We start from the raw sequence: 26,185 nt of genomic DNA on the forward strand, positions 1-26,185 counted from the left end.
TTAGACCTCCGCAGGGTTTTTCAATTCGCCACTTTTATCACCAGATGGCTTCGCATCTTTGTGTGGCTTGATGACGATATTCGGGTTAGTCAGGCTTGGATCTGGCATAGGTGCAATACCACATTCGCTACCATGTAACTCGCGTAAAACTGTAATGTCATCGAAGTCTAAAGCACGCTGCGGGCAAGACTCTACACAAACAGGTTTCATTCCTTTGGCGACACGCTCATAACAGCCGTCGCATTTGCTCATCAATTTTTTCTTTTCGTCAAACTGTGGTGCACCGTATGGGCAGCGCAGTTCACAATATCGACAACCTACACAGATAGATTGGTCAACAACCACTAAACCATCTTCAGCACGTTTGTGCATAGCACCTGTTGGGCAGCCCTCTACACAGGTTGGATTGGAGCAGTGATTACAAGATATAGACAAATAGTAGCTATAGACGTTTTGTTGCCAAATACCATCTTGTTTCTGCCAGCTACCTCCCCCAAATTCGTACACTCGACGGAATTTAGGACCTAAATCTAAATCTTTTTCATCCTTACAGCTGACCTGACAAGTTTTACAGCCAGTGCATTTTGTGGAGTCAAAATAAAAGCCATACTGTTTCATCAATTAACTCCTTAAGCGCGTTTGACTTCAACAAGGTTAGTATGTTGTGGTGTGCCTTTCGCCAGTGGAGAAGGAACATGGGAGGTTAGGGTGTTGATACAACCACCAACATCTAAACCTTCGGTATTCAATGTGCGCCATGCACCTTGAGGAACCGCAATCACACCGGGTAAGACGCGCTCAGTCACTTTGACTTTAATCTGAATACGCCCACGATCATTGAAAATTTCAGCTAAATCGCCGTTTTTCAAGCCGCGTTCTTGTGCATCAATTGGGTTGAGCCAGAATTGATGTGGAATGGCTTCGCGTAGCATAGCCACATTGTAATAGGTTGAGTGGACATGCCCTTTGTCATGGAAACCGGTCATTAATAATGAGTGTTTCTTCTGCGCAGCTTGAGCCTCAACGCCTTCTCTATTCACACAATATTCAGGAATTGCTGGAATACGCTGCCCTTCTGGTAATTCCCAGTTTTTCACACGTTCAGCCAGTTTTTCGGAGTAAATTTCGATTTTTCCAGATGGTGTTTTCAGTGGGTTATTCACTGGGTCATCACGGAAGTTTTTCAGTGCAACGTTTTCGGCACTATTAAGGAATTTACGATCAATAATTCCCGCACCATCAGTTTCACTAAATTCTGGCAGGTGAGGCATTTTTTCGCGAGTTTTGTTGTAGCAAAACTCAATCCATTCTTCGTAAGTACGTCCTTCAGTGAATTGGTCTTTAACGCCCATTTTCTCGGCGATTTCGACTAATACATCGTAGTTTGGACGGTTTTCCCACAGTGGTTCAATGGCATTTTGTAGGCGAACCAGATAGTGGTAAGCCCCACTCGCGTAGGAGTTATTGATTAAATCGTTAGTTTCGACAGTGGTCACATCAGGTAAGAGTAAATCAGCATATTTTGCCGATGGGGTATCATGGTTATCCCAAACAAGAATAAACTCACATTTAGATTCGTCGGACAGAATTTCATGGGTTTTATTCAGGTCACCATGTTGGTTACCAATGACGTTACTGGAATAACACCACATAAATTTGATGTCATTATTCAGTTTATCAACGCCTTTAATTCCGGCATTTTCCGCCGTTAACTCTTTTCCGCGAACAATCGCTTCAGACCACATGTAGGTTGGGATCAGGGCTTTTACTGGATTTGGTAAACCGAATCCAGCGACAGGGTAAGCATAACTGTTTCCCCATAAACCAGTGTTAGTACCGGAACGCCCAATATTACCAGACATAATTGGCAGCATCATGATTGAACGACACGCTTGCTCACCATTTTCAGTACGTTGTAAACCCCAACCTTGAGAAATCCACGCATGTTGAGCGTTACCAATTTCACGGGCTAACTGAATAATGCGAGAAACAGAGATACCCGTTAATTTACTTGCCCACTCAGGGGTTTTGGCAATGCCATCATGGACCATGACCTAAAATATAATCTTTGTACGAAGCATTACGTGGCGCCGAAGCAGGTAGGGTTGATTCATCCCAGCCCACACAATAATTTTTCAGGAACTCTTCGTCAGTTAAACCTTCTTGGATCATCACATAACCCAGTGCTGCCACTAATGCGGCATCAGTACCTGGATAAATAGGGATCCACTCAGCACCCAGTGTCGTGACGCTGTCGGTACGACGTGGGTCGATGATAATGACTTTCGCTTTACTCTTATCTAGTGCATTCAAGGTTTCATAAAACTGACCGCCACCGGACATACGGGTTTCAGCCAAGTTGTGGCCAAACATGACAACAAGATCAGAGTTTTGAATTTCAGATAAATAAGACTCTTCGACACTACCGTACACATAAGGGGTAATTTCCATTAATTGTGCGTAGGAGTAAGTGCCGTAGTCGCCTAAAAACCCGCCAGTTAAACTGAGCAGGCGTTTGCAGGCAGCACGACCGTGTAAATTGGCGCCCGTTGAACCGGAACCATATTGATAGTAAATCGCATCGCTACCGTATTTATCGATGGTGTATTTCAGTTTTTCAGCAATGATGGTGGTCGCCTCATCCCAGCTGATTTTTTTGAATTTACCTTCGCCACGTTTACCTACACGCACCATTGGGTATTTTAAGCGGTCTGGATTATACGTTTTCCAGCGAACAGAACGACCACGTAAACAAGGGCGAATTTGGTGTTCTCCCAGTGTTGAATCGTCATACATGGTTTCATTGGATATGCGGCTGATGACGCCATCTTTAACATGAACTTTAAGAGGACAACGGCTCCCACAGTTCACTAAGCAAGCGCTATAGCTGATTTTTTCACTGACTTCATCTGGCATGATGGCTGGTGTTTTTGCTTGAGCAGCAAAAGGCAGAGTGATTGAGCCTGCAATAGCGGCTGCACCCGCTACGGTTGCGGAGGTCTGAAGAAACTCCCTCCTGCTCAGTTCTGCGAATTGAGTATTTGTTTTATTTTTATGCATTGACATTGCCTATATGTAAATAACGTATTAGGTATGTTCAATATGTTAGGAAAAATCTCTACTTACTAACATGATATGCATCAACAATATCCTTGAAAAAATCAGGGTAAATATTTTTATTTATATAATTTATAAGGGATTTTTTTGATGATAAGGTCCATTTTGTTTTGTTTTTATTATCAATCGTTATATTCTAAAATATATAATGATAGAGTAGGATTGGCTAGAATTAGAGGGGTTTCCCCCTCTGGGTATGCTGACTAAGTTCACTAATCATTAAGTAGTATTTATAAGTTACCTATGATGAGTTATTTAATTGTTGAATGACTGAGGAATCGAACATCATTACCGGTAGGTGATTGATGTATGTGTAGATTGAACTGAGGAAGAATCGAAAAAATATGGTCAAAAATATCCGATTGAATACGCTCATATTCCAACCAAACCGTGGTATTTGTGAATGCGTAGATTTCAATAGGAATACCATTTGAGTCTGATTCAAGTTGACGAACCATGATGGTCATATTTTTGTGAATCTGTGGGTGCGCACGTAAATACGCCTCAACGTAAGCTCGGAATGTCCCGATATTCGTTAGACGGCGTTGGTTAAGTGGAGTCGCTTTATCTTCAGGCAATGCAGAGTTATAGACCTGAATTTCAGAGACTTTCTGATCGAGATAAGGCTCAAGCAAGTTTGCCTTTTCAAGGTTTTTTATCTCTTCAGGCTGTAAGAAATGAATGCTATTGGCATCGATACGCAGACTACGTTTAATTCTTCGCCCTCCAGATTCTGTCATCCCTTTCCAGTTTTTGAATGAATCTGAAATTAATGCATACGTTGGGATAGTTGTGACAGTATTATCCCAATTACGGACCTTAACGGTAGTGAGCCCAATATCAATGACTGCACCATCGGCCCCATATTTAGGCATTTCTAGCCAGTCACCAATGTTGACCATGTTGTTCGCAGAAAGCTGGATACCTGCAACTAACCCCATGATAGGATCTTTAAACACCAACATCATCACAGCAGTCATTGCCCCTAAACCACTGAGGATAATCAACGGAGATTTTCCGATCAGTAGTGCGATGATCATAATAGAAATTAAGACGGTAGCGATTAGTTTGATACTTTGAAAAATGCCACGCAGAGGAAGATGCGCTGTTTTCGCCGCTCTTTGTAATATGCCTAATGTGATATCTAAGATGGAATAAATGGTTAACAAGCCAAAGAGTAAACACCATGCTTGAGAGGCCACATTTAACACCATCTGTGGCGTGGAACCAGAAGATAGCCACAAGGTGGATTGTATATTGACCACAATACCCTGAATAATAAAGGCAATGCGGTTAAATAAATTGTATTGCGTGAGTTGATGTTGCCAACCAGAACCCGCTTTTCGCCCCCGTTTTTCAATGCTAGGCAGCAGTATCTTGTGGAGAAACAAGTGCAAAATAAGGGCGACAATCAGTATCAACCCAAGGACCATTAAGAGAGAGGCGAGAGTGGCATAGTCTTGATTAAACTGGCGAGCCCAGTCGAGCAGTTGCTGCTGCATAAATTCTCCTTTATTGCGTTATCCATAAATGACGCCCCAGTATAAGCAAATAGGACTTAAGTTTGGCTGAAATTACTAACATTTACATAACATTACTGTGAATGAGTTATTTCTTATTGTTGGGCTAGAAGGGAAGACATATGGTTTGATGACTCTACATGGTTAGGAATTCACAATAAAATGTATCCTGATAAAAGCGCTAAAAAATCGTTTATTTTGCAGTTTTTCTTACTGCCAGCACTGATGTGTGTACCGTTATTGTCTCATGCTTCGAATCATCAAGGGGACGAAGGGAATGGTCATCACAGAGGCGGTTATTATTATGAACATGATGATCATCACCATAAGCATCATAAGAAGCATAAACACAAAGGTAAAAAATATCACTGTGATACGGCAAAATACGCCAGTCGTTACGATAACTCGCTGGTGAGTATTAATATCAATTTTGGCGATGTTCGTCCCGTTGCCATCAACTATGGGCTGGTGGGATATCAAGGGCTTCCGCCTGGGATTGAAAAACAAATTCGCAGAGGTAAGCCATTACCACCGGGAATTGCTAAAAAAGCATTACCAGCCTCATTTAGCGCTTGTTTACCAAAATATTCAGGCTATGAGTGGCGGATGAGTGGAAAGGATTTGCTGCTTGTTGCGATGAAAACCGCGATAGTGGCGGAAATTATTGAAAATGTTTTTGAATAAAAAAACGGCCTTAAAAAAGGCCGTTAGCAAAAAATTTGCAAATACTTGAATGAGGTAAATGAAAGGTTTGATTGACTATGGTTTAAAGCAAATTACATAAAACGTTTAGACAGTAATTCAACAACTTCTTGCAGGTTAACGAAAAATTCTTTGATGCTTTTCATGTTCGCTCCGAATATTAATGTGTGATCTTGATCACGTAGGAGCATTCTAGTTTTTTATTGATCAAAGTCAATAATCGACCAAAAGATATTTTAAATATTAAACTAATTTTTAATACGATGATTGTAAATTATTGTTTACATCCATGTTCATCAGTTTGACTATTTGGTTTGCATGAACGTTTTACTTGATGAAATCGTCGCTAAATTTGTTAAGGCTTGCATACTCTGTTCGTGTAATTCCAGCGTTGCTGCGGCACATAAATCTTCCAGTACATGGCAAAAATACCCTAAGTCATGGGCTTGTCTCACGCTACTTTGAATTGCCATCATGGAACTGACGCCGCCAAAATGAAGGTGGGTAATGCCATTGTCATACAGCCATTGGTGCAGTTTATTTCCAGCAAAAGCGGAAACACCTTTTTTAATCATGACGCGGTCATGCATGTGAACTTCTAATTCATCGACCCAGCTACATCCGTGTCCACTTAATTTCAAGGCACCGACTTGCTTTGCATGTTGAAATAACGGAGAGCCTAAAGGAATATCTTGATAATTATCGCTAAATCCGACCTTAATCCAAATTACAGGAATACGCTGGTTGCGCGCGTAGCTCGCGACTTGATTGGCTTTTTCTACTATTTTTCGTGAAGTAACTTGCGGGTAACTACTGTTGGATAATCCATTTTTGCCAACAATATCGTTAATAAGATCAATGATGATGAGTGCGTGTGACATTATCGCCCCTTTTTGCGGCTAAGTAATTTAACGTAAAAAGGGGATTGTAATATTTATTCTGAGTAAGGGATGTTAACTAAATAACATTATTTTAAATAAGGATATTATTTAAGCCCATTTATTCAATTAAGGTAAATCAATAATAAATCCAATTCCTTTATTTTCTAATCCCTCGGTCACTTTTAATGTTGCACCAATTTTTGATGCTAAATTATAGGCAATAGATAATCCTAAGCCGCTGCCTGTTTCTAATGTTCCAGGAACGCGATAAAAACGAGAAAATAGATGTTCATGACTCTCTTTTGGAATGCCGCGACCATTATCTTGAATTGTAATTGTGGCACCAAAAGGCGTGATATCTTTCAGCGTTACTTTTATTTTAGCTTTTTCAGGCGAATATTTAATCGCATTTTCAAGTAAATTAGTAAACACATTACTGAGCGCTAATTTATCGGTGTCGACATAAAAAGATTCTGGGCTCGATAATTCAACATCAATATGTTTATTGAGTGCGTACGGGATATGGGATGAAATCAAATTACTGATCAACATCGGTAAATCAACCTGTTCTTTACGTATTGAAAAATCTTCCGCTTCTAAGCGTGCAAGGTCAATTAATTGATGAGATAAGGACGCTGCACGCGTGAGTGTTTCCTTCATATCATTAATAATTTCAGCTTTCTCTTTGGGGTTATCAATATTCATTAACAGGTGTAATTGTGCAGTCACTGCCGCTATGGGGGTGCGCAGTTCATGAGCCGCATCTGCCATAAAGCGCTTTTCCCGCAAATTCGCCGCATCGACTCGTGCCATTAATTGGTTTATAGCGGAAATAATAGGTCGTGTTTCTTTATGTACGTCTTTCATTTCTATCGCCGTTAAATTTCCAGGCTGACGCGAAGAAATAACTTTGGCGACTTGTTTGATTGGACGAATACTAAAATAGGCAGTAATTAAGATAGCAATTAGCATTATTCCCAGAATAAAGGCGAGAGGAATTGCGGTTTCTTCGGCGGGGTTTCCAATTAATTTTCGACGTTCAAGGTAGGATTCCGCAATGACAACTTCGAGGGAGTGGTCGTCATCCCATGCGGAAGTAAAATGCCAATCCTTATATTGATTTGTGAGTTGTTCTACGGATTTTAATGAAGGGTCAGATATTTTTTCACTATTTCGATATAACACATGTCCCTTGGGATCTCTGACGACCATGTAGGGCTTATAGCTGGTATCAATGCCGTTTTCCATCGCATCGGTATACATTTTTTGCAAAATAACGGCGAGTTTATCGAAATATTCAGGCGTGTCTGAAACCGTGCCTAATGTACGGGCGATACCTTGCGTGACAATTTGCTGTTGTTGGTTAAATTCATCATCATTGACTAAATCAGGCAGGTAAAAAAATTGCAACCAGCCGACTAACAGCAGCCATAAAAAGATGACTGCGCCAACCTGAATACCAAATGTGTAAACAAGAAAGGATTTAATCTTCACTAGATTGCGCTTCTTTTTTTAATAAATAACCAATACCGCGGATAGTAATAATTCGGTCTTTACCAATTTTGCGGCGTAAATTATGAATGTGGACTTCAAGGGAATTACTCTCCACATCGTCTAAACCAAATAAACGTTGCTCTAAATCTGTTTTTCGGACGACATTATCCGCATTTTTAATTAATTCATACAGCAGCAAATATTCTTTACCGGAAAGTAATAATAATTGACCATCTAAAGTGACTTGGTGGTTTAACGGATTTAGTTGCAGATTATCTAATTGCCAAATTTCAGATGAAAAGCCAGCCATACGACGACTGATAGCTTTGACCCGAGAAATTAGCTCTGGCATTTCAAATGGTTTTGTTAAAAAGTCATCAGCACCTGAATCTAAACTCGTTACTAAGTTATCCATTTTGTTGCGAGCAGTAAGAATAATAATAGGTATTGATTCCCCTGATTGGCGCCATGCAATGAGCTCGTCTTGACCGTCTCCATCAGGTAAACCGAGGTCTAATAACATGACATCAAAATTACGAGACTGTAATTGTTGTTTAGCATCAGCCAATAATCTAACCCAGCAAGGATTAAAACCCGCTAGTTCTAGCCCTCGACATAACGCTTTTCCCAACTGAAGATCATCTTCTACCAATAAAACATTCATATTTACTCCCTCTGGTGCGGAGTATAAGCAGACTGCTTCCACCCAGCAACTCGGATATTTGTCGCCTTAAGTATCCCTTAAGGTTGGTTTAACCAAATTTTAAGGTATGAAAACGTAAAACGAATAATATAGCATCAACAACCATAACAAGAGCCTTTACCATGAAACAAGTTTATATTGAAGTGCCTCTATTTATCGTGATTATTTTTATCGCCATGGTGTTTATGGGGGAAAATTTTAATAAGCCAAAAATGACATTTAACCATACAAAGTTAAATGAAGTTTCATTATGCACTGAGACTAAGACCTGTTTAGCGGAAGCGCGGGTGCTTGAAATAAGTAAAGCGAAGCGTAACCCTGTCACCAAGATTAAATCCTATCTTCGACAAAAACTCTATTAATGATTTTACCGGTGAGTAGATGGGGGATGGGGATATTTCAAGTACTTCGCACTATTCTAGAGTAGACAGAAAATAGTGTGAGTGGGGGGCTTGATCGTTTTTTACAATACAGAAAGTGATTCAGATTAAATCAAAAAATAACAAATTGAGAAATGGAAGAGCTATCACTGGACCTTCTTCCATTTCTTTCTGTTCAGCTAATCATCGGTATTTGTTTCCGGTAGCCAGCCGTCATCCATCCAAATTTCTTCTAAAATTTCTTCAATGCGTAATTTATCATCCGCAATTTTTGTGCCTGAAATATTAATGGCTTGCTGAGAGCTAAAGCCTACACGAGTAACCATATCAGGGTATTGTGACTGTAGCTTGCGTAGAATCTCAGATTCTAATGCCTGTAGCACTAAGCCACTTGGTTTTTGTGGTGAATTTTTATCAAATAACACTTCGATGCGTAACATAATAGCCTCTACTAAAGACTGTATTAATATACAGTATTTTTAGATCTATATGGAGACCTTGTCAATATCCTCCATGAATATTTTTTTATTCTGACTGTCGGCTAAATGTTTTTATTTCGAGGCAGTGAATCTGCCGCCTAAAAAAAGCTAGCAGAAATATTAATACATAACCCTAAAATCGCCATATTAAAGATAAATGAAATGATCGATTGCAATAATACAGCGCGACGCATAGGTGTCGAGGCAACTTCTACATCTGCGGTTTGCGAAGCGACGGCAATCGTAAATGAAAAATACATAAAATCTGAATAGCTTGGCTGGGTAATCTTATCAGGAAAAATTAACCACGGTTTTTCATTTTCATTGTTGCTGTAATACAAATGAGCATAGTGCATGGTAAAGCCTGTCGGTAATAACAACCATGAGGATATCAGTGTGGAAGCCGTTAAAATGTAAGAGTAGATTTTATCGGATTTCGGGATATCACTATGCCCTCCCAAGGCAAAAAACAGCGCTAATAAACTCACACAGCAACCCGACATCAAGAAAAATATCACCATACGAGCGCTTTCATCTTCAATTTTCGTGAGCTTACGAATGTCTTTAACATTATTGCTAATAATCCGCTGGAACAGGAACAGTAAATAGCACCATGCAAATGCGTTCCAACTGATAATTAAATTAATAATCAGATTTTGTGTATTAAATAGGGCAAAGAAGGTGATAAAAGCAACAATAAGCGAGACCAAAAAGCGCGGTCGAGAATGAAATGCATGACGTAGCAGATGGGTGATACGAGCAGCATAGCGAAGCATGGGATATTCCTTGAAAAATAATCATCACGTTAATTAAAAACGAGTATATCACCGAAAAAAAATGGAGCACGAATAAGGTGCTCCATAATTTAGTGAATAAAAATAATTAATTCTATTTTTGACTTTGCTTTATCAGCGCATAGCGATTAAGTAATTGCTTAAAATGGTTGTCAATGCGCTGATATTCGGATTCAGCCACCGTTCCTTTGGCTTGAAGTTGTTCGAGTCGACGTAATTCTTCTTCTAGTGGCACACTTTGGTGGAAATGCTGGCGGGCATTGAAAATAATGGTTTTTAATTCAGACCCCGTGATATAGCTGCGAGGTTTACCATCGAGACTGTCTAAGCGCGTACTGAGATTATTTAACTCTGCCATTCCTTCAGACCATTGTTGCAATTTATCGTTAGATAACGCGTTAATTTGCATATTTTGCTGCCATTTATCGTTAAATGCGCTGACTTCTTGCCGTTCACCATATTGCTTGGTGAGGTAACCTACCATGCTAAGCCCATATTGCTGAGACCAAATCGGGGAAACTGATTCCAATTCCACAAGGTAATTATCGATCATATTGAGTTTTTCGGGCGAGAAACTACTCGGTTGGGCGGAATTGGGTTGTAATTGTTGCTCAATAATCGAGGCAATATTGGGTGTAAATTCAGGTAATTGTGGCAGTGCTTGCGCTAAAACATGGTTATTGATTTGTGGATGAAGCACATATAAGGTGCCTGCGCAAAGTGCACCGGTGAGAACAATCCCCCAAGCTAATCCCACACACAGCCCTTTACGATAAGACGGTTTGGATGAGGGAGGTGCACTGATCGTGGCATTGGCTTTTATGGATATTGGGGTTGCTGCGGTATGCGCCCGAAACGTCGATGGTGATGTTTTCGGAAGTTGTAGCGGAGTTGGTGGGATAAAACCGCTATCTGGCACATCTATGCTTTCTAATTGCCTTGCCTGAGAGGCGAGTAAATTTTGTAAGCGCTCTAGCTGTGTCAGGTGCTTGAGTTCTAATGTTTGCAACTGTTGACCAATTTGGCTCAGCGTGGTTTCAGTTTGGTAAAGTGCTGGAAGGTCAGCATAAACGGGCGCGTGAGCACGTAATCCCGTCATTAATTGTTGGCTCAATGTGGCGAGAATTTCGACGCGAGCGTGAGTCTGTTGTGGCCAAAGTCCTTGCCAGTGGCGGCTCAGTAAATGTTGGAGCAAAGACAAGCCTTCGTTTAATCCCATGATGCCATTTTGATGTTGGCGGATCAGAGTAAACCATGCGCAAGTTTGCAAATCTGCCCCATTTTGGTTGAATAAAGACAAACAAAGCCCATGGGCACGCGCCCAGTCTACATCAGGGCGGGCGGGGTGAAAGCGTTTGTTTAATTCGTCTTTCAAGGCAGCAAAATCAGCGAGTGTTCTCGGGTCGCCACCAAGGCGTAATGTATTTAAATCAGGATTCATAGTCGTCTCACGCTATCGTCGGTTTAAATCGTATCGAATTGTTTTTTTAGATGATGTACGAGAATGCGCCCATCTGGCATAAACTCTGTGCCATAACGAATCAAACCTTGTTCGTGCAACTCAACTTCAAGGGCGTAATGGAGTGCTCCAAAGCTGTTTTGCGGTAACAACACTAAAGAGAGTGATTTGATGCGGGGCTCATACTTGAGCAATGTTGCCGATAAAATGGTCATCATATTGTGAGCGGTGCCAGGAAGCCCTTGGATCATTTTACTCATATCAGGTAGTCCATAATCGGGAAGGTGTTCGATGCTACCTGCTCTGGCATTAAGAATACGGCGAATATTGTCCATCACTGACACCATCACTTGGTCATGTTCAGGGATAGCATCGATATCCAATCCTCCCGCAAAATACCCCGTCAACATTTCATATAACGAAGGTTGGGACATGCTATTTTTCTCCAAGTGGTTTTAAGGTCATGGAGTTATCTGCGAGAGTGAGCAAGCGCGGGTCATCCGGTAATAACCGTTTTTTGGGGATCACAACACGCCAGTCATCAGTGATAAGGTCGGGATGATGGAACATTACAGCGATAGCAACGAATTCTGCACCATCTTCAAGAGGCATATCAAGCGAAATAGATTCTCCTGGACGAATGCGTAAATCTTTCTGTGTCACGATGGAAGGCTTAAGCACTTGGCTATCTTTTGCAAATAAAGAAGCGTAATCGCTCTCATCAAAGCTTTCACTGTCCTTTAATTGGTAGACGCGAATGATGGTGGATAAGGATGCGCCTGTATCATCGGTGTTTAATGCTTCACGCGCGACAAAATCAAGGTGGACGACTTTCACCTGTTTATAAAATATCGCGTTTGCTGCACTGCGAGTGCCATCGCTGACCATTTGAGTGAGCCCGCATCCTGTGAGGTTTAATGTTGCCAGAAGCACCAATGTTTTGCCGCAAAATGGCAATAAAGGGATGTGTTTCATCGGAGAGTCCCAGAATTAGAATCGATAATTAGCATAATGTGAGGGCGGCATAGAGTGTGATGTTGCCGATAATCGCTGATAGCGCCCTAAATTTAAGGTAATAATGTGTTCTCGGTGAGGGGCATTAGGGGTTAATGCGCCCATCGCGGCGGTACGCCCCAGTTGAACACCTTGGTGAGATTGCGTGCTTAACGTTGCGTTAGGGAGTAATTTTCTGGGTAATTTGAGACAAAGACGGGCATTGACTCTTGAGCCTAGGTAAACATGCAACAGCGCCATTAAATCTTGATACAGCAATCCATCCGGTAACCAGTTGCGGGCTTCCTCAAGGTTATTGGTTTGTAAGACAATCAAAATTTGGCTATTAACATCAGTCGCATACTGACCTAAAACGGGTTTATTCATTAAGGTGATGGGCGTTTTGCAGGATAATCCGGTTTGGCGCGTTTGTTCGATGCGCCTTGGATCATGGGGTTTGATTTTAACGTGGGTATCAGGTGCGAGTAATTTGACTAATGAGATAACGCCTTCGGCGGTACGAGTCGGAAAACGTAGCGTGCCCAATAACGCTAAAAATCGGGATAAGGGGGCTTGTACATGTTGAGCTGTGCCGGGGATCCCTAAGCCAATTAATCCATATAAATACTGGGAAGTTTCATCTTCACCACCCGCGGAAAAGGTCGCTGGGTAGGAGTATTTTCGCCAAATACGGTAAAACTGTGTCGTGAGCCGATGATTAAAAATATCTAAAAAATCCGTCAGAGATTCGGTGCCTTCACGTCGTTGAGCGATATCATCGAGATAGCTTGTCGGTAGTGGTGAAGTGACGCCATATAGCCCTAAAAAGGTCGTTCGAATACTGGGCGTATTGCTATCTCGGTAGCGGTCTTCAATGTCTATGCCTTTAATTTCGGTGACAGGAAAACCCATCCCTCGATGGGGACGAAACCGGATAACATCTGTTTTCGGGTCTTGGGTGCTGCCAAGGGGTGGGCGCTGTTTATTACTCTGTTCTATTAGTTGGCAAAACCGATAGAAGTTAACCCGTGGTAGACGCTCCCCTAGCGCATCAAAAAGCTGATTTACTGAGGATGATTCTCTGTCCATGTGAGGCTTTTTCCTGTTGGTAAAATATGGAGAGTCAATTGGTTAAAAAGATGCACGTCGGTATAGAGGGCAAAAAAGCGGTTGAGCATTTCACCAAATAAGTGGATGTCGCCTTCACCGTTAAATCCGCTGCTATCAAGGGTGATATCGATGGCAATACCGCGCTGTAAAAAGCCTTTTTCGAAGCGTTCGATAAGATGCTGTTCAACGTGGATCATGGCATCGAGTTTGCGGCTGTTTAAATCATCTTCTCGCCAGTCATAGAGCGCTAATGTGCCGCGCAATACCTCTACGTTGTCCATCATATTGAGGAAGCTGGCGCCAAGATGACTGAGTACGCGCCAATGAAATCTGTCTTCAGCGGGAGGGTAGCAAGGCAGAGTCGGTTTACATAAATTACGAACCCGCAGTTGTGTCTGCAAGGTTTCTTCCGTTCTGTCCAGCAAAGTGCTTTGTAGCGCTTTGCGCGGAAGTTGCCCGTTCGTGCCGGTTAATTGCAACGATAAGGTTTCACTTTCCAGAGTGGCGGTCGGCTGTTCGCGTTCTCCGCCCAAAATTAGCCACGTATCATGCAACCCGCTGACACCACGCTTAACGCGAGTGTGGTAGTAGTGTTCTGGTGCACTGCGGCGCAACATACCGCCGCGATGGCGAAAACTGCTAAAGGGGACATAGTGAATATGTTCACCGCGGCGTGTGCCATGAACTGTGTCTACTGCATAGATTTCGGTATGCCCGTCTTGTAGGCGTCGAGGGCGCAGCAGATACTCACTTTCTAACCCGTTAACAGTGAGCGGATCCGCCTCAATATTAAATAAATTAATGACGGGAACACTGTGCAGCTTTACATTGTCAGCGCTTAACGGAATGTCACTGTCCCAAAGCGTATCAAGCACAATTTCCAGTTCAAAATGACTTAACCCTTCAGGTAAATTGATTTCTCCAAGTCCTTGTAAATTGACGAAGAGAAACTTTTCACGAAAAGAAAAATACTCGAGCAGTAACTGGTAGCCACTAAAGGTACTGTCGCCTTTGGGCCACAGTTGATCTTCCTCGGCAAATCCACCAGGAGAAAACCACAGAGGTAAGCGAATTCGGTCTGGTGATGATGGTAGGCGAATGTAGGTAGCAGCCACTTGCTTAGTCAGTGCTAAGTGCAATGCATAGGTCGTTGGGACATCGCCAGCCAGATAAAAGGAGAGGGTATCTAGCGCGGTTTGTTTCCAATCAGCGAGCTTCGCACAATCGAAGCGTAAGCGGATCACGGAACGCCCATCGGGCTCAGTGGCTAAATTAACCGAGGATAATGAAATGGGATTGAGTGTTAAATCTCGTGTTGTTCGATAGCGGCAAACGGTTTTTTTAGGACCAACCGGACGCGAAAGCACTTCAAAATTAGCGGGGAGCACGGATGAAAGTTTCATGTCGTGAATATCCGGTGCGAGCTCAACCACAGACAGTGACGGAATGGTTTGTAAGTAATGAGGCCAAAGGAGGCTAACGAGACCTTCCGTTAATTCCGGTAAATCATCATCAATTTTTTGGCGCAATTGCCCCATAGAGAAGGCAAAACCTTCAAATAATCGTTCAACAAAAGGGTCGGGGATGCCCGCTTTATCTAAATCTAATAATGCCGCACGTTCGGGGTGAGCTTGAGCGAACTCTTTTGCTGCTTCACGCAGATATCGCATCTCCGCATCATAATAGCGAAGGGTTAAATCATCCATTAGTGTGGTTCTCTTTGATTAATTTAGGGATAGAGCACTAACGCTCGCACAGGGTCTAATCGTGTTAGCTGAGCCAGTAACTCAGACATTTGGTGATGTAAATCAGCTTTATCAGGGGTATTACGCTGTGCTTTGCCGCGTAACAGTTGCAGCTGGCGAGCTTTAACTTCAAATAGGGAATGCGGCTCCCAATCAGCAAGGCGCATCTGTTCAGCGCTACGGTCTAATTCGCGAAGTAAATTGAGTGCCAAATCATGACGAGAAAATTGTTCAGCCACTCTTGCCATCACTAATTGCAGCAACCATTTTTGACGGGATGTTTGGATATTCGGTCGTGACATTAACCAAGCCAATGCTGTTTCAACGCCTTCAGTGTCAGCTTGGGTTAACGCTTCTTGCTCTAATGCGAATATCGAACTGTTATCATCGTCATCAGCACCTTGAACGGGCATGTGATGGAGGGACTGAATATTGTCTTCCAGAATATGCTGTTTAATCCACGCTAACGTGACTTCATCAGCGAAAGGTGTGCCATCTTCCCAAGCAAGATGTTCTAAACCCGGTAAGCGGAGTAAGAACTGTTTTAAATCAGAAGCAATCACATCCGCCCAACCATCCCATGGGGCTGGGGATTTACTCAATGCTTGGTGCAAATACCACTGTACATCAAGCCAAAAATGGTTAACGCCTTCTGCAAATAATCTATCCGCTTGTTCGGTGAGTTCGAGCCAATTTTGTTGCAGATATAAACGTTTGAGTTGGGCTTTGGCATCTGAGCGTGGAGGGGCTAACCGAGTGCATCCATGCTGATTTTGTGGCGGGGATTGGTGCAGCGTATCCCAGCGTACGGAGGTCATCAGCCTGTGACCCGATAACCAGCCGTTGGGTTGATTACGTAAGTAATTGGCGAGTACCTTGGCTTGGTCAAGCAATTCTCGACCCGACTGAATCGGTGCGATAGGACTGATGCCAGATGACGTTTGTTTCGTGGATGTATGTTCGGCTGATTTAATATTTTGGGGAACAACACTGTCTGCACCACCAGATTGTGCAAGGCGATTTTCTAATGCACGCAGTAACGGCGCAAGATTTGGGCGGTTTGGCTCATCCCATGCACTAAATTCATCCACAATGGCACTAAGTAGTGCCACGATGCGTGCAAATTCATTGCTATCGACTTCAGGATAAAGGGATAAGCTGTCGATGACCCGTTGACCCGCCAACCATTCAATGACAGATTTTCGGCTATTTGGACGATTTGGTAACAGCTCGTCGTGGTAACGGTGAAGTAATCCAACCAGTAACCCTAGCCCATCGGCTAAGCCTGTTTCGCCTTCGCGATGTAAGCGCGCCCAAATGTAGTAGGTTATGACACGTACGTCTTTACATACGTTAGTTAACAAATTTTCGGCAAGAGCGCAGATCAGCTCAGTATCTGAGCCTGAGAGCTTGTTGACTTCTTCTTTCATGCGTTCGAAGTCATCGTCGTAGCCGGGATCATCGCCAACTGGGTTTTCAGCCGTAATGGGTAATAACCAGCGCTCCCATAACACGACTTGTTGCTCCACTAATTGATTAGCGGCAAGCGGATTTCCAGTAAAGCAGGCTGTACGCAAAGCAGTTAATAAAGGCATAGGTGATGTCCTATCGATGGCTAATCCAAAAAGATTTTTTCAGGCAGGACAAAGTTGCGTAGCTTCAATAATGCTAGCGGACCTTGTCCCATCTCGGTACGAAGCTGATAATTGAGGGTATTACCATCCGGTGCAGTCCATGTGACGGTGTAGCTGCTGGTACTTCCGGCATAAGGCGCAACATGGGCGGCTTCAAGTAAGCGGATTAATCCCCAAACACCACGGTGGTCAGCATAGAGTCGCGTGCCTGATGATGTCGTCATCCAAGTCAATGATGCCCCTGACGCGACCGTATCCGCGGGCCAAACAAACCGCTGCCATTCAGGGAATTGGTTATCGTAAGTGAGATTTTGTTTATCGATCACCAATATCGTCTGCATAACATGTTTACTGGTTCCTGGGCGCATTTCGAAATAAAGTCGAGCCTCACCATTAGCGAAGGCAACGTCACCTAATTCGGTCAGAGTATCTAATGCGTTTAAAAACGCAGGATTAAAACGCAATCCTTGAGCATTCGTACTATTCGGTACCCAGTGATTCCCTTCTTTGCGTAACACGCCTTGTAGACGGGTTTCTAAGAAACGTTGAATACGCCCGTTATCAGGGCGAAGATATTGCGCCATCAGCGGTAAGGAAATGTCACTTTGAGTCTCTTTCAAAGGGTAGCGCCCGCCAAAGGCGCTGTTCCACTCATTGACAATGGCATTTTGCCACTCACTATTGATCCCTTGAGCCGTTGGCGTGAGTAATTGTTGCCAAGCTTGTGTCATTGGCTCAACGAGTAGCGAGTCACCAAAGCTTTGCCACTCTTGCCCAAAGCTTGCGGCAATCAGGCTTCCCATGTCTTTTGTTTGGGCAAAATCAACATTTTTGCCTTCTAAAATACTTTGGGCAAAGTCTTGGGACATGGCTTGTGGGTCGGGCGCATTGACCACTTGCTGAAGTTTCAATCTTACTCGAGTAATGCGGGTTAAATAGGCTTGCAAGCTGAGGTTATCGCTGGCTTGAGTGTTGGTTTGTGGATCGACAAAATTCAGGATAGGCGCAAAGATATCTTCAAGAGGACCTGTAAAATCGGCTTTCTGACTAATGACCGGTTTCTGTTCTTTATTAAGCAGGTCTTTCGCGGAGTTCATAAAGGAGTCGGCGAGCTTTTCTTGTTGACGTCCGGTTTTCCCTTGATAAGCCACGGTATTCATTAGTGCAATTACAGGCGATTGGCGGACATCGCTCATTAAAGATAATTGGTCGATAGTATCGGATAAGCTTTCAGTATGACGCCATTGCAAACTGTTTAAGAAATTTAACCAGCTATCTGAAAAATCAGCAAAATAACGTTCAGTAAGCTGCTGCTTAAGTGCATCAGGCGAAATATCTTGGCTAAGTTCATGCTGGCTATCACTCAATACCCAATCAATTTCATTGCGACGTGATTCCACCACTTTCTTAATGGCGGGTTCAATCGCTTCTTCCCACGCTTTGCGGGTAAAAATACCCGACACAAACTCATCGGTAGTGAATAAAAAGCGGGCATCGGTATCGCCCGTCATATCATCTAAGGTCATATCAGGGAACTGATGCTGCGCTTGTAGTAACACTTCTTGATATAGCGTAGCACTTTCGCTGCGTTGACCAATTTGTCGAATAAGTAAGGTACGGCTTTGATTAATCAGGTTATTGTTCGCAGTTAATTGCCATTCAGGGTGCTTCGGTAGCTGCTGGGCATAGAACATGAGTAATTCTTTGCCGAGGGTTTGCCATTCGCCTTCGTTCATTCCTTGTGGGACGGGGAGGGTCGTGAGCACGCTATTAGTAAAAAATGCCGGATCCATGCGCTCAGGGGTACTCATCATTAAGTAGGTTTTTAGGCTTTGATACGCCCCTTGGGTGGCTTGACGACGGTCATCACTGTTAGGGGATAACTGGGCATAGGCTTGTAATTGTTGAGTCAATTGTTGAGCGAGGGTATCACGCAAAGGCGGTAATACCGTTTGTTGGTACAGTGGCCACAAACGTGTTAGTAGCGCTTCATTACTGTCCAAACCAAAATGAAGCCAGAAAGGCACTGAGCTTTGTTCGCGATGATTGAGTAAGCCTAGGGTTTGCTGAAAATCATACTGGGCTTTGAGGCGTTCAGTTTCCGGTAATTGGCTGTTAGCGGCGACGTTCGCGCTTTGGTAGCTCTCTTCGATGAGCTGGCGATTGGCAAGGTAAGAGACAATCATCCCTGCGCCCCACAAGGTCATGGCGGTGGCAGCGCCATATTGAGCGAGACGTTTTTTGTCAAAGCCTAAAGAGGCTGGCTGTAAACCGGATGCCAGTTCAGATTGTACATTCAACCAGCTTGTCCAGCGGGTATCAGGGTGCCAACTATTGGGCAAGCGTTGCTGATTTAACGGATTGATAGAAGGGCTAAATGCGATGCCGGAAAAAGGCAGCGTACGTAATTGGGTATTGAGTGGCGCTAATGCGGTCGCAAGCTGCTGGCTTCCCCCGTTTTGTAAAAATTGGGCTAAGGCGAGTAGATAGGTGTGTTTCTGTTCACGCAGTAACGCTTGGGTTCCGTTGACCACAAGAGCAGGGATCAGGCTTAATAAGCTAGGGGATAGCGCTTCGGCAGGCATATTTTGCTCTGTCATGCAGAGAATAGAGGGCGTTTCAACCGCACTGAGGGACTGTTGGTCACTGACACTCCATACCCAAACTGGCGCACGCCAACCTAATTCTTGGAAGAGGTTTTGGATGGCACGCCCTGCATTGTGGGCTGTTGCGGTATTGAGGTTAGTGAACGTGACGCTGTTGTCTAAAAGCTGGGAGGAAATGCTGTTTTCTGTCACCCAAATCACGCCATCGAGCGGACGACGTCGGCGCAGTTGTTTGAGGGTTTCTAGTCGCTCAGAGTCAATGGAACTCCCGATATCACCACCGTAGATGAGTAGTGTGCCATCACACTCTTGCCAGATTTCTTGAGTCAGGCTAGGAGCCAGTTTTTCGACAGCGGAGTGGGAGCCGAGGAGGAGCTGAATGGAGACTTTAGAATGCCAGAAAGTGCCGTATTGGGATTTTAGGGTATTTAGGACTTCTAACAATAAAACATTCTCTATGTCATCATGATTTTTAATGAGATTATCTGAGGCTTTTTTTGTACCACTATAAGCTTGTTTACCAATCCAGCGGCTAACAGTAAAAACAATAATAGAAGCCAAGCCAATAAAACCAGTTACCCATACGAGGGTATTCAAAGCATCATATTGTTTTTCCGAATTAGGCTGAATTTCTAATATTTCTGGTGAGAAATAAAGAATGAAGCCAAGGGTTATAGCTATGCTGAATAACACTAATAGAATAACCCATGGTTTTTCTAAATTTTTTAGTATGGAGATTAAATAAGATTTCATATCGTGGCTCCAGATACGATGAAAATAAAGTAATTAATGTGTTTCAATGTAATGAAGCATTAAATTCCGATTGGAGGGGTAACTGTCCAAACAAATATTTCATTATTTTGATGTGTAATCGCAAGTTGGGCTGCTTCGGTTTTTATTAAACATGAAGTACTAATATAAAGGTTAACCCAAGGGGAGGCATGCTGAGTACAGCCAATAATATTATCAATACTATATAAAGGAATTTTCCTTCCGCTTTCGGTAAATAGAACTTCTGTTCTAGTGTTATCCAGATTACTGATTGAAAAAGCATTAAGAAAAATAGACTTTACTTTGGTTAGCCCGACATTCCCCCAAAGGAGAGCATTATCAATAGATTTACTTAACTCCAGCGTATTGTGCTTATGCTGAGGTATAGATTCAGGTCGGTGAATAAAAGCGATATATTTGTTAAGCGTTTTTTTAGGTGATGATAATAAATGAGCTACACTAACCTCTGTATATTTATCAATGGGTTGTTTAATCAGATGAAGGTTTATAGTGAGTAGGTATTCAAAATCATAGATTTTATCTAACCAGTTATCTACAATGCTAATTGGGATATGTTCTTTATAATTAATACTGAATGGTCTTTCGAGTAATTGAGAAACTTCTTGATTAATTTGTTTATTATCATTTTTATTTAGAATAATATTTTCTCCAATCGAAACTAAAATATTTAATGATACATTGTTTGATAGACATTTGATTGCAGTTAGCATTGATGGCTCACTAATTAACGCTTTAATTCTATTGATGACTCTTTCTACATCTGAAGTGTTGCTATCAATGAACTGAGCACAATAACTTGCTTTACCGTTGATGAGGTTAGGAGGCAAAAGAGATGTTTTACTGGTAATTATTTGTGTTGATAAATCTTTGCAGTTTGTTATGTGAGGAAGAATCATGGCTTGTGCTAAAAGTGTAACTTTTCTTTGGCCTATCGATATTCTTTTATCTTTATCTATTTGTCTTTGTGTATCCCATCCATCAGCTGCCCATTTATTAAAAAGAAAAAACATGTATCTAACAGAATATAAACCTAGCCAAATTATGAGGGTAAAAATGAGTAAATTTGACTCTGGTATTTTTTCTATTAATGACTGAGAAACTAGCAATCGATGTGAAATATAAATGACTACTGATAGTAAAACAAAAAAAATGCCCCATCGTTTAATTGATGGAAAATCTTGACGTTTTGCTTTTGGCGGTAGTGATAATAAATCAACAGGCATCAGTTTAGAGGCTCGCTTTGGCATTAGGAAGAGAGGAAATCAATGTGCAGCCACAGCTACATTTATGACCATCAAATGCAACAGGTAAGCCATTATCTAGAAATGTTGGATGTCCTTGAGAAATCACTACATTATTATGTCCTTTTTTAGGGCATGAAACGGGGTCACCTAAGCGGGCGACACCTATGCCGTTAAATACCATTGATGAAGAACCTGATAATACTTGGCCACCACCTGTATTTTTATCACCAATACGAATAATACCTTTCATGATAAAAGTCCTTTACGATTTGTTATTGGAAACTGATAGATACAGCTTTAAAGGAAAATACACGTTCGAAGAGAATTGAATAATAAATATAATTTTCATTCATAATAATTAAAAAAATGTTTTCCAAAGATTTTTGGGGTTCATCGAGGCATTAAGAATATATGGGTCATGACGAACAAATTCCCAATGGGCTTTCAGTTCTTCAAGATTGTTATGTGATGAAGGTAGACAAAAGGTATCGATAATCGTGATGCCATCATCTGCCAATACATGCCCACTAATATAATAATCCTTGCCGATTTCTTTGCGATGATTTAGTCCTGTCGTAAAAAACACATCTTGCCAAGGGGCTGTAAAGATAGAGCCATCAATACGTGTCGCGTGTACCAATTGGTTTTTACGATCAAACCGAATAGGGTAATGAGTCCATGCGAACCACTCTTTTTTTAATAAGAATAGCATCCAGAGTGCCATCGGAAATATTATTAGAGAACCAATTAGAATAGCCAGTAAATACCCTACTTCATAGAATGACCGAGTAATAACATCAATAGCTAGCCAAGCAAAGTTTGAATGCTTATTTAAATTAATTTGATGCCATTTGCTTATTGGGCTAATAGCATCAAACTGCCAAATTATTTTTTATTACAGAACCAATAGATTAATAGATGTTTCGGGTTTTTGGAAACGTCAAAGAAATAAGGATCTTTGGTATCTTCCGTAGATTTTTTTTGAATATTCTCAGGCCATACCGGACGACGACTGGTTAGGACCGCTATACAACGGGGAATACCTAAAATCACGGTTAAAGGTAATGAAACCGGTAAAAATAATATCGAGCGGCCACCAAGGTTAGTCAACAGATAGAAAAAGCTAAACCATATACGCTCTTTTTTATGTTCAATCGGTAAACAAAAATCAATATGATGAATAATATCTTGCGGGCCATCTTCCATATAACGGCGAACAAATTCCCAATGTGCAAGTAATTCCGTTTGGTTAAAACTGGTTGCTGGTAAACAAAAGGTGTCAATAATGGTGTTTTTCTTTTTATCAAGAATATGACCGCTAATATAATATTCATCTTTCATAGACTTTTTGTAAAATAATCCAGAAGTGAAAAAGATATCATCCCATTTGGCGGTAATAATCGAGCCATCAATTCGATACGCATAAACAAGACGATTTTTACGGTCAAAACGAATAGGGTAATGGGTCCAAGCAAACCACTCTTTCTTTAAGGTATACAATGCAAAGCAGATAAATCCAGATAAAAACGGTATAACAAATAAAAGAAAAAATAACATCTCAGTTGAATAGTCCGCAACAAAGATACAATAATAAAGGATAAAAAGAAGAGCAGAACCAAAAGTTGCACTACATAAAGAGGATACAAATGAGAGAAGGCCTTTTGAATAATAAAATTTATCGACTAACTCAAGGTAATGTGAATTTATTACAATGACTTTGCGGTCAGAATCCAGTTGTTCCTCAGGAATATCATTGCGGATATGTTGATGTAACTGGTGTTCGATTTCTCTTTCGTTAAGTGGGCGCTGTAATCTAAATTTTGGAAATAAGCCATAGTAATCCATATTAAAATCCCCCCAGCGCAGCTTTAAATTCATCTTGTTCTATTTGCATGGTCGGGTATGTTGTTAGCTCAAACATATCTACCACATCACTATCTTTAAGCATTTCAAACTCTTTAAGCTTACTAAGCCCTTTTTCTGGAAGTTTGCCCCATAGGCATTGTTGCAACCATTTTTGAAGGTTATTGGGAAGGTCTAAAGCGATGAATATAGCTGTTCCCAGTAATATAATTAGGGAAATAATCATTGTTATCGGTCCCCATAAAGGTGCAAAAATTAGTACATAAATAATCGCAAAACCTGCACCTGCAGATAGAAAATATAATGAACTGAGTCCCAAATTACCTTTCATCATCTCGTCAACACCATGAAGAGAATCATAAATAGCACCGATAGTCGCACTAACAATCCCTAATGTTTTTCCCGCAAAACCAAATAGATACTTTGATACACGAGTATTCTTAAATGCCTTCCTTGCGGCGTCATTTTCAAAGGTAACGAACCTATAGATACCCGTTTCTATGGTGCTAAGAATTGTGCTGGATAATCCCATAACCCCAGAACAAAAGCGATACCGAGATTCTTGTTGATCACGGGTTAATGTTTTATTGTTGCCAAGATCGGATGAACTAATCAGTGCAGCAACTTGAAATAAACCGGAAAGTACACCTAAACAAAATGGGGTAGCCGACTTTAAGCTTTGCGTTTTATTTTCGAACGATATTTTCCATGCCCTGTAATTTTTAATATAAGCATCTTGGCTCGAAAATATATGGGCTCTTAATGCTTTTAGTTGTTGATTGGATGGTAATGCCGCGATCCTTTCTGCTTCCATGGGTTCCAAGCATATAATGAATTTTTGTACTCGTTGTGTATAAATATGTTCGCCATTTAACGCTTTCGCTTTGAGATCTTTTTCTAAAAGATCATATAGAGATTTTTCACTCATTTTCAGGTTATCGCCATATAATTGCATAATGCGTTTGGCTGTTTCTTTATACAAATGAGAAAACGTCCCTTCCATTTCAACCACGATAAACGCATTTTTAGTGATAACCCCCATAGATACAAGAAAAGAATACATTGATTTTGAACCTAATAGGTTTGTTAAATTTTTCAGTAGTGGACCCGTAAGTATACCCAAGTAAACTGCAATGACTGAAACACCCGGGGAATCGGGTTTATCTATGATAGTTCCAAAAGCATCAATTAAATTATTCCAAGGCATTTCGCTTAGGGATTGGTGGCTATTAACGGCTTCAGATATTTTTTTTATTAACGCATCTTGATTTAATAACAGCGCTCTGGCTAAAAGGTTTTTAGGGTTATCTTGAGGTTTGATTAATGCCTCGGAAAAGAATTTTTTAGTTCCTTCCTTATCTGACATTCCTCGTATGCAATAACTAATAATGGCAGTAAATTCGGTGCCGCTGATGATATCATTTCGGTCAAAATTACATTGGAAATAATCAAGAAAACTGTCTTCATTAAACCAATCGAGATACATTTTTGTTCTGGGGGAAATCACTCGGCTATTATATTCTTTTACTGCTTCATTTAACTCTGTTGCATATTCTTTGACTTTATTGGCATCATAATATTTTTCATATTCAGACCAACTGCTCTTAACGTTGATTGACATACCTTTAAACACTTCTTCCCAAATATCGTTGTCTTCGGGTATTTCCGGTGCGTCGACAATAATACCGTAAGCATCGGGATGAACGTTATTCGATTCTTTGGTCTTTTTCGCTTTATATACATTGCTTAAATATTCACGTTCGAGATCTGTTATCGTTGAATCTTTCATTAGTGTTATTGATGCAAGCAAAGCGGACTTTCTTTCGGTATCCTTATCTTTTTGGTATATCTCTTTATTAAACTCATATTCTATTAACGACGATAAATCTTTAACGTTAGCGGTAGGATCTGGCAATACAAATATTGCCCCTTTGGGGTGCAAACCTTGATTAGCTGCATTTTCTACATATTTCCCAGATGCGATAGGTGTTACTTTCGCGTATGCCGGATAAACTAACGACGTTACGGCATTAATAGGATTAAACATCATATCTAACGGCAGTGTCCATTTCCATATTTCGCTTTTTATTGCGTGCTCATGATAATTAGCAATAGTTTGCTCTAACTGTGACAAAGGTAATGCTTGTGGCACTTGCTGACGACTCAGCCATGCATCCATATCAAAGGGTTGCATATATTTTTCACGGTAGCCTTTTTCTTCAAATTGTTTTCGAATGGCATCAGTCCATTTCACTTCTGACCAAGCAAACCAGAAGGTGCCATTTTTAGTACCTTGGGGCATCATGGGTAAGGTGATTAAAGAGGCTCTAGCCAATTCTTCTGGCTGGTCAATGCAGGGTTTAATTTCACCAGAGGCTACATCATTAGGGACATCCCCATTTTCGGGAATTGGGTAATAAAACCCACCGTCAGTAATATAATAATTAATCCATGAGTGACCTAATTCATCCCAAATATTTAAGTAGCCAGAGCGTAATAACCGCAAGGTATATGCAGTTTCCCCTTGGGCTTCAACGGGGACATGAATACTTTTAGGCATAACAGGGAGAATATCATGTTGAGACATAATAGCAGGGCGAGCGAGTAAAATGGGAAATCCACGTCGAATGCAAAAACTGCAACCTTGCGACTCATTTTTATCTTTCATA

At 41.5% G+C, this 26,185-nt stretch carries 21 protein-coding genes and 1 pseudogene; 2 read left to right on the forward strand and 20 right to left on the reverse strand.

Features of this window, described 5'->3' with window-relative positions:
* The 3 genes and pseudogenes from PR766_RS01130 to PR766_RS01140 form a co-directional block, all read right to left on the reverse strand.
* Positions 1-618 (reverse strand): DMSO/selenate family reductase complex B subunit, encoded by a 618-nt coding sequence (locus PR766_RS01130; protein ID WP_006660386.1) that lies wholly within the window; start codon positions 616-618, stop codon positions 1-3.
* 11 nt (positions 619-629) lie between these two features.
* A pseudogene (locus PR766_RS01135) lies at positions 630-3,060 on the reverse strand (DMSO/selenate family reductase complex A subunit).
* A gap of 308 nt (positions 3,061-3,368) precedes the next feature.
* Positions 3,369-4,619 (reverse strand): mechanosensitive ion channel family protein, encoded by a 1,251-nt coding sequence (locus tag PR766_RS01140; protein WP_154636407.1) that lies wholly within the window; start codon positions 4,617-4,619, stop codon positions 3,369-3,371.
* 180 nt (positions 4,620-4,799) lie between these two features.
* Here PR766_RS01140 and PR766_RS01145 point away from each other — a divergent pair, with 180 nt between their 5' ends.
* On the forward strand, positions 4,800-5,321 hold the full coding sequence (locus PR766_RS01145) for an anti-virulence regulator CigR family protein (protein WP_006660389.1): 522 nt from the start codon (positions 4,800-4,802) through the stop codon (positions 5,319-5,321).
* Between the two features lie 323 nt (positions 5,322-5,644).
* Here the strand turns inward: PR766_RS01145 and PR766_RS01150 are convergent, their stop codons facing one another.
* The 3 genes from PR766_RS01150 to PR766_RS01160 form a co-directional block, all read right to left on the reverse strand.
* Complete coding sequence (locus tag PR766_RS01150; RefSeq protein WP_006660390.1) at positions 5,645-6,220, reverse strand: cysteine hydrolase family protein; 576 nt, start codon at positions 6,218-6,220, stop codon at positions 5,645-5,647.
* Positions 6,221-6,346: 126 nt separating this feature from the next.
* A complete protein-coding gene (locus PR766_RS01155; RefSeq protein ID WP_006660391.1) occupies positions 6,347-7,714 on the reverse strand; it encodes a sensor histidine kinase in 1,368 nt (455 codons plus the stop codon).
* Complete coding sequence (locus tag PR766_RS01160; protein ID WP_006660392.1) at positions 7,704-8,378, reverse strand: response regulator; 675 nt, start codon at positions 8,376-8,378, stop codon at positions 7,704-7,706. Before PR766_RS01160 ends, PR766_RS01155 begins: the two co-directional genes overlap by 11 nt.
* Positions 8,379-8,539: 161 nt before the next feature.
* Here PR766_RS01160 and PR766_RS01165 point away from each other — a divergent pair, with 161 nt between their 5' ends.
* Positions 8,540-8,779: a hypothetical protein gene (locus PR766_RS01165; protein ID WP_036966099.1), complete on the forward strand. Its 240-nt coding sequence runs from the start codon at positions 8,540-8,542 to the stop codon at positions 8,777-8,779.
* 197 nt (positions 8,780-8,976) lie between these two features.
* Here PR766_RS01165 and PR766_RS01170 read toward each other — a convergent pair whose 3' ends face one another.
* The 14 genes from PR766_RS01170 to PR766_RS01235 all read right to left on the reverse strand — a co-directional run bounded on the left by PR766_RS01170 (position 8,977) and on the right by PR766_RS01235 (position 26,184).
* The gene (locus PR766_RS01170; protein ID WP_006660394.1) at positions 8,977-9,237 is read right to left on the reverse strand and encodes a DinI-like family protein; all 261 of its coding nucleotides are present in this window, start codon (positions 9,235-9,237) and stop codon (positions 8,977-8,979) included.
* A gap of 137 nt (positions 9,238-9,374) precedes the next feature.
* Entirely contained in the window at positions 9,375-10,052 is a 678-nt protein-coding gene (locus tag PR766_RS01175; protein ID WP_006660395.1) for a DUF1345 domain-containing protein, read from the reverse strand.
* 112 nt (positions 10,053-10,164) lie between these two features.
* Positions 10,165-11,511, reverse strand: coding sequence for a VasL domain-containing protein (locus PR766_RS01180; RefSeq protein ID WP_036966095.1), 1,347 nt, complete (start codon positions 11,509-11,511; stop codon positions 10,165-10,167).
* Positions 11,512-11,534: 23 nt separating this feature from the next.
* The gene (gene tssE / locus PR766_RS01185) at positions 11,535-11,963 is read right to left on the reverse strand and encodes a type VI secretion system baseplate subunit TssE (RefSeq protein ID WP_004912512.1); all 429 of its coding nucleotides are present in this window, start codon (positions 11,961-11,963) and stop codon (positions 11,535-11,537) included.
* Position 11,964: 1 nt separating this feature from the next.
* Positions 11,965-12,504: a type VI secretion system lipoprotein TssJ gene (tssJ, locus tag PR766_RS01190; RefSeq protein ID WP_036966092.1), complete on the reverse strand. Its 540-nt coding sequence runs from the start codon at positions 12,502-12,504 to the stop codon at positions 11,965-11,967.
* Between the two features lie 15 nt (positions 12,505-12,519).
* A complete protein-coding gene (gene tssG / locus PR766_RS01195; RefSeq protein ID WP_006661400.1) occupies positions 12,520-13,611 on the reverse strand; it encodes a type VI secretion system baseplate subunit TssG in 1,092 nt (363 codons plus the stop codon).
* Complete coding sequence (gene tssF, locus PR766_RS01200) at positions 13,587-15,338, reverse strand: type VI secretion system baseplate subunit TssF (protein WP_154636408.1); 1,752 nt, start codon at positions 15,336-15,338, stop codon at positions 13,587-13,589. The genes tssG and tssF overlap by 25 nt, the downstream gene beginning before the upstream one ends.
* Before the next feature lie 23 nt (positions 15,339-15,361).
* Positions 15,362-16,972, reverse strand: a complete 1,611-nt coding sequence (gene tssA, locus PR766_RS01205; protein WP_154636409.1) for a type VI secretion system protein TssA — start codon at positions 16,970-16,972, stop codon at positions 15,362-15,364.
* Between the two features lie 20 nt (positions 16,973-16,992).
* Positions 16,993-20,370, reverse strand: a complete 3,378-nt coding sequence (locus PR766_RS01210) for an ImcF-related family protein (protein ID WP_154636410.1) — start codon at positions 20,368-20,370, stop codon at positions 16,993-16,995.
* 59 nt (positions 20,371-20,429) lie between these two features.
* The gene (locus PR766_RS01215; RefSeq protein WP_154636411.1) at positions 20,430-21,632 is read right to left on the reverse strand and encodes a hypothetical protein; all 1,203 of its coding nucleotides are present in this window, start codon (positions 21,630-21,632) and stop codon (positions 20,430-20,432) included.
* Positions 21,633-21,636: 4 nt separating this feature from the next.
* On the reverse strand, positions 21,637-21,903 hold the full coding sequence (locus PR766_RS01220; RefSeq protein ID WP_154602835.1) for a PAAR domain-containing protein: 267 nt from the start codon (positions 21,901-21,903) through the stop codon (positions 21,637-21,639).
* Positions 21,904-22,011: 108 nt separating this feature from the next.
* Positions 22,012-22,365 carry a DUF6708 domain-containing protein gene (locus PR766_RS01225; protein WP_230086840.1) on the reverse strand — a complete coding sequence of 118 codons (354 nt, stop codon included), beginning with the start codon at positions 22,363-22,365 and terminating at the stop codon, positions 22,012-22,014.
* A 173-nt stretch (positions 22,366-22,538) separates the two neighbouring features.
* Complete coding sequence (locus PR766_RS01230) at positions 22,539-23,498, reverse strand: DUF6708 domain-containing protein (RefSeq protein WP_154636412.1); 960 nt, start codon at positions 23,496-23,498, stop codon at positions 22,539-22,541.
* A gap of 1 nt (position 23,499) precedes the next feature.
* Positions 23,500-26,184 (reverse strand): T6SS effector BTH_I2691 family protein, encoded by a 2,685-nt coding sequence (locus tag PR766_RS01235; protein WP_154636413.1) that lies wholly within the window; start codon positions 26,182-26,184, stop codon positions 23,500-23,502.
* Position 26,185: the final 1 nt, after the last annotated feature.

The sequence above is a fragment of the Providencia sp. PROV208 genome, from assembly GCF_028479465.1.
Classification (GTDB): domain Bacteria; phylum Pseudomonadota; class Gammaproteobacteria; order Enterobacterales; family Enterobacteriaceae; genus Providencia; species Providencia alcalifaciens.

Bases quoted from the DNA above. Each gene is read 5' to 3' on its own strand.
- PR766_RS01130 (WP_006660386.1), bottom strand. From the start codon at position 618: ATGAAACAGTATGGCTTTTATTTTGACTCCACAAAATGCACTGGCTGT.
- PR766_RS01140 (WP_154636407.1), bottom strand. From the start codon at position 4,619: ATGCAGCAGCAACTGCTCGACTGGGCTCGCCAGTTTAATCAAGACTAT.
- PR766_RS01145 (WP_006660389.1), top strand. From the start codon at position 4,800: ATGTATCCTGATAAAAGCGCTAAAAAATCGTTTATTTTGCAGTTTTTC.
- PR766_RS01150 (WP_006660390.1), bottom strand. From the start codon at position 6,220: ATGTCACACGCACTCATCATCATTGATCTTATTAACGATATTGTTGGC.
- PR766_RS01160 (WP_006660392.1), bottom strand. From the start codon at position 8,378: ATGAATGTTTTATTGGTAGAAGATGATCTTCAGTTGGGAAAAGCGTTA.
- PR766_RS01165 (WP_036966099.1), top strand. From the start codon at position 8,540: ATGAAACAAGTTTATATTGAAGTGCCTCTATTTATCGTGATTATTTTT.
- PR766_RS01170 (WP_006660394.1), bottom strand. From the start codon at position 9,237: ATGTTACGCATCGAAGTGTTATTTGATAAAAATTCACCACAAAAACCA.
- PR766_RS01175 (WP_006660395.1), bottom strand. From the start codon at position 10,052: ATGCTTCGCTATGCTGCTCGTATCACCCATCTGCTACGTCATGCATTT.
- PR766_RS01180 (WP_036966095.1), bottom strand. From the start codon at position 11,511: ATGAATCCTGATTTAAATACATTACGCCTTGGTGGCGACCCGAGAACA.
- tssE (WP_004912512.1), bottom strand. From the start codon at position 11,963: ATGTCCCAACCTTCGTTATATGAAATGTTGACGGGGTATTTTGCGGGA.
- tssJ (WP_036966092.1), bottom strand. From the start codon at position 12,504: ATGAAACACATCCCTTTATTGCCATTTTGCGGCAAAACATTGGTGCTT.
- tssG (WP_006661400.1), bottom strand. From the start codon at position 13,611: ATGGACAGAGAATCATCCTCAGTAAATCAGCTTTTTGATGCGCTAGGG.
- tssF (WP_154636408.1), bottom strand. From the start codon at position 15,338: ATGGATGATTTAACCCTTCGCTATTATGATGCGGAGATGCGATATCTG.
- tssA (WP_154636409.1), bottom strand. From the start codon at position 16,972: ATGCCTTTATTAACTGCTTTGCGTACAGCCTGCTTTACTGGAAATCCG.
- PR766_RS01210 (WP_154636410.1), bottom strand. From the start codon at position 20,370: ATGAAATCTTATTTAATCTCCATACTAAAAAATTTAGAAAAACCATGG.
- PR766_RS01215 (WP_154636411.1), bottom strand. From the start codon at position 21,632: ATGCCTGTTGATTTATTATCACTACCGCCAAAAGCAAAACGTCAAGAT.
- PR766_RS01220 (WP_154602835.1), bottom strand. From the start codon at position 21,903: ATGAAAGGTATTATTCGTATTGGTGATAAAAATACAGGTGGTGGCCAA.
- PR766_RS01225 (WP_230086840.1), bottom strand. From the start codon at position 22,365: ATGCTATTCTTATTAAAAAAAGAGTGGTTCGCATGGACTCATTACCCT.
- PR766_RS01230 (WP_154636412.1), bottom strand. From the start codon at position 23,498: ATGGATTACTATGGCTTATTTCCAAAATTTAGATTACAGCGCCCACTT.
- PR766_RS01235 (WP_154636413.1), bottom strand. From the start codon at position 26,184: ATGAAAGATAAAAATGAGTCGCAAGGTTGCAGTTTTTGCATTCGACGT.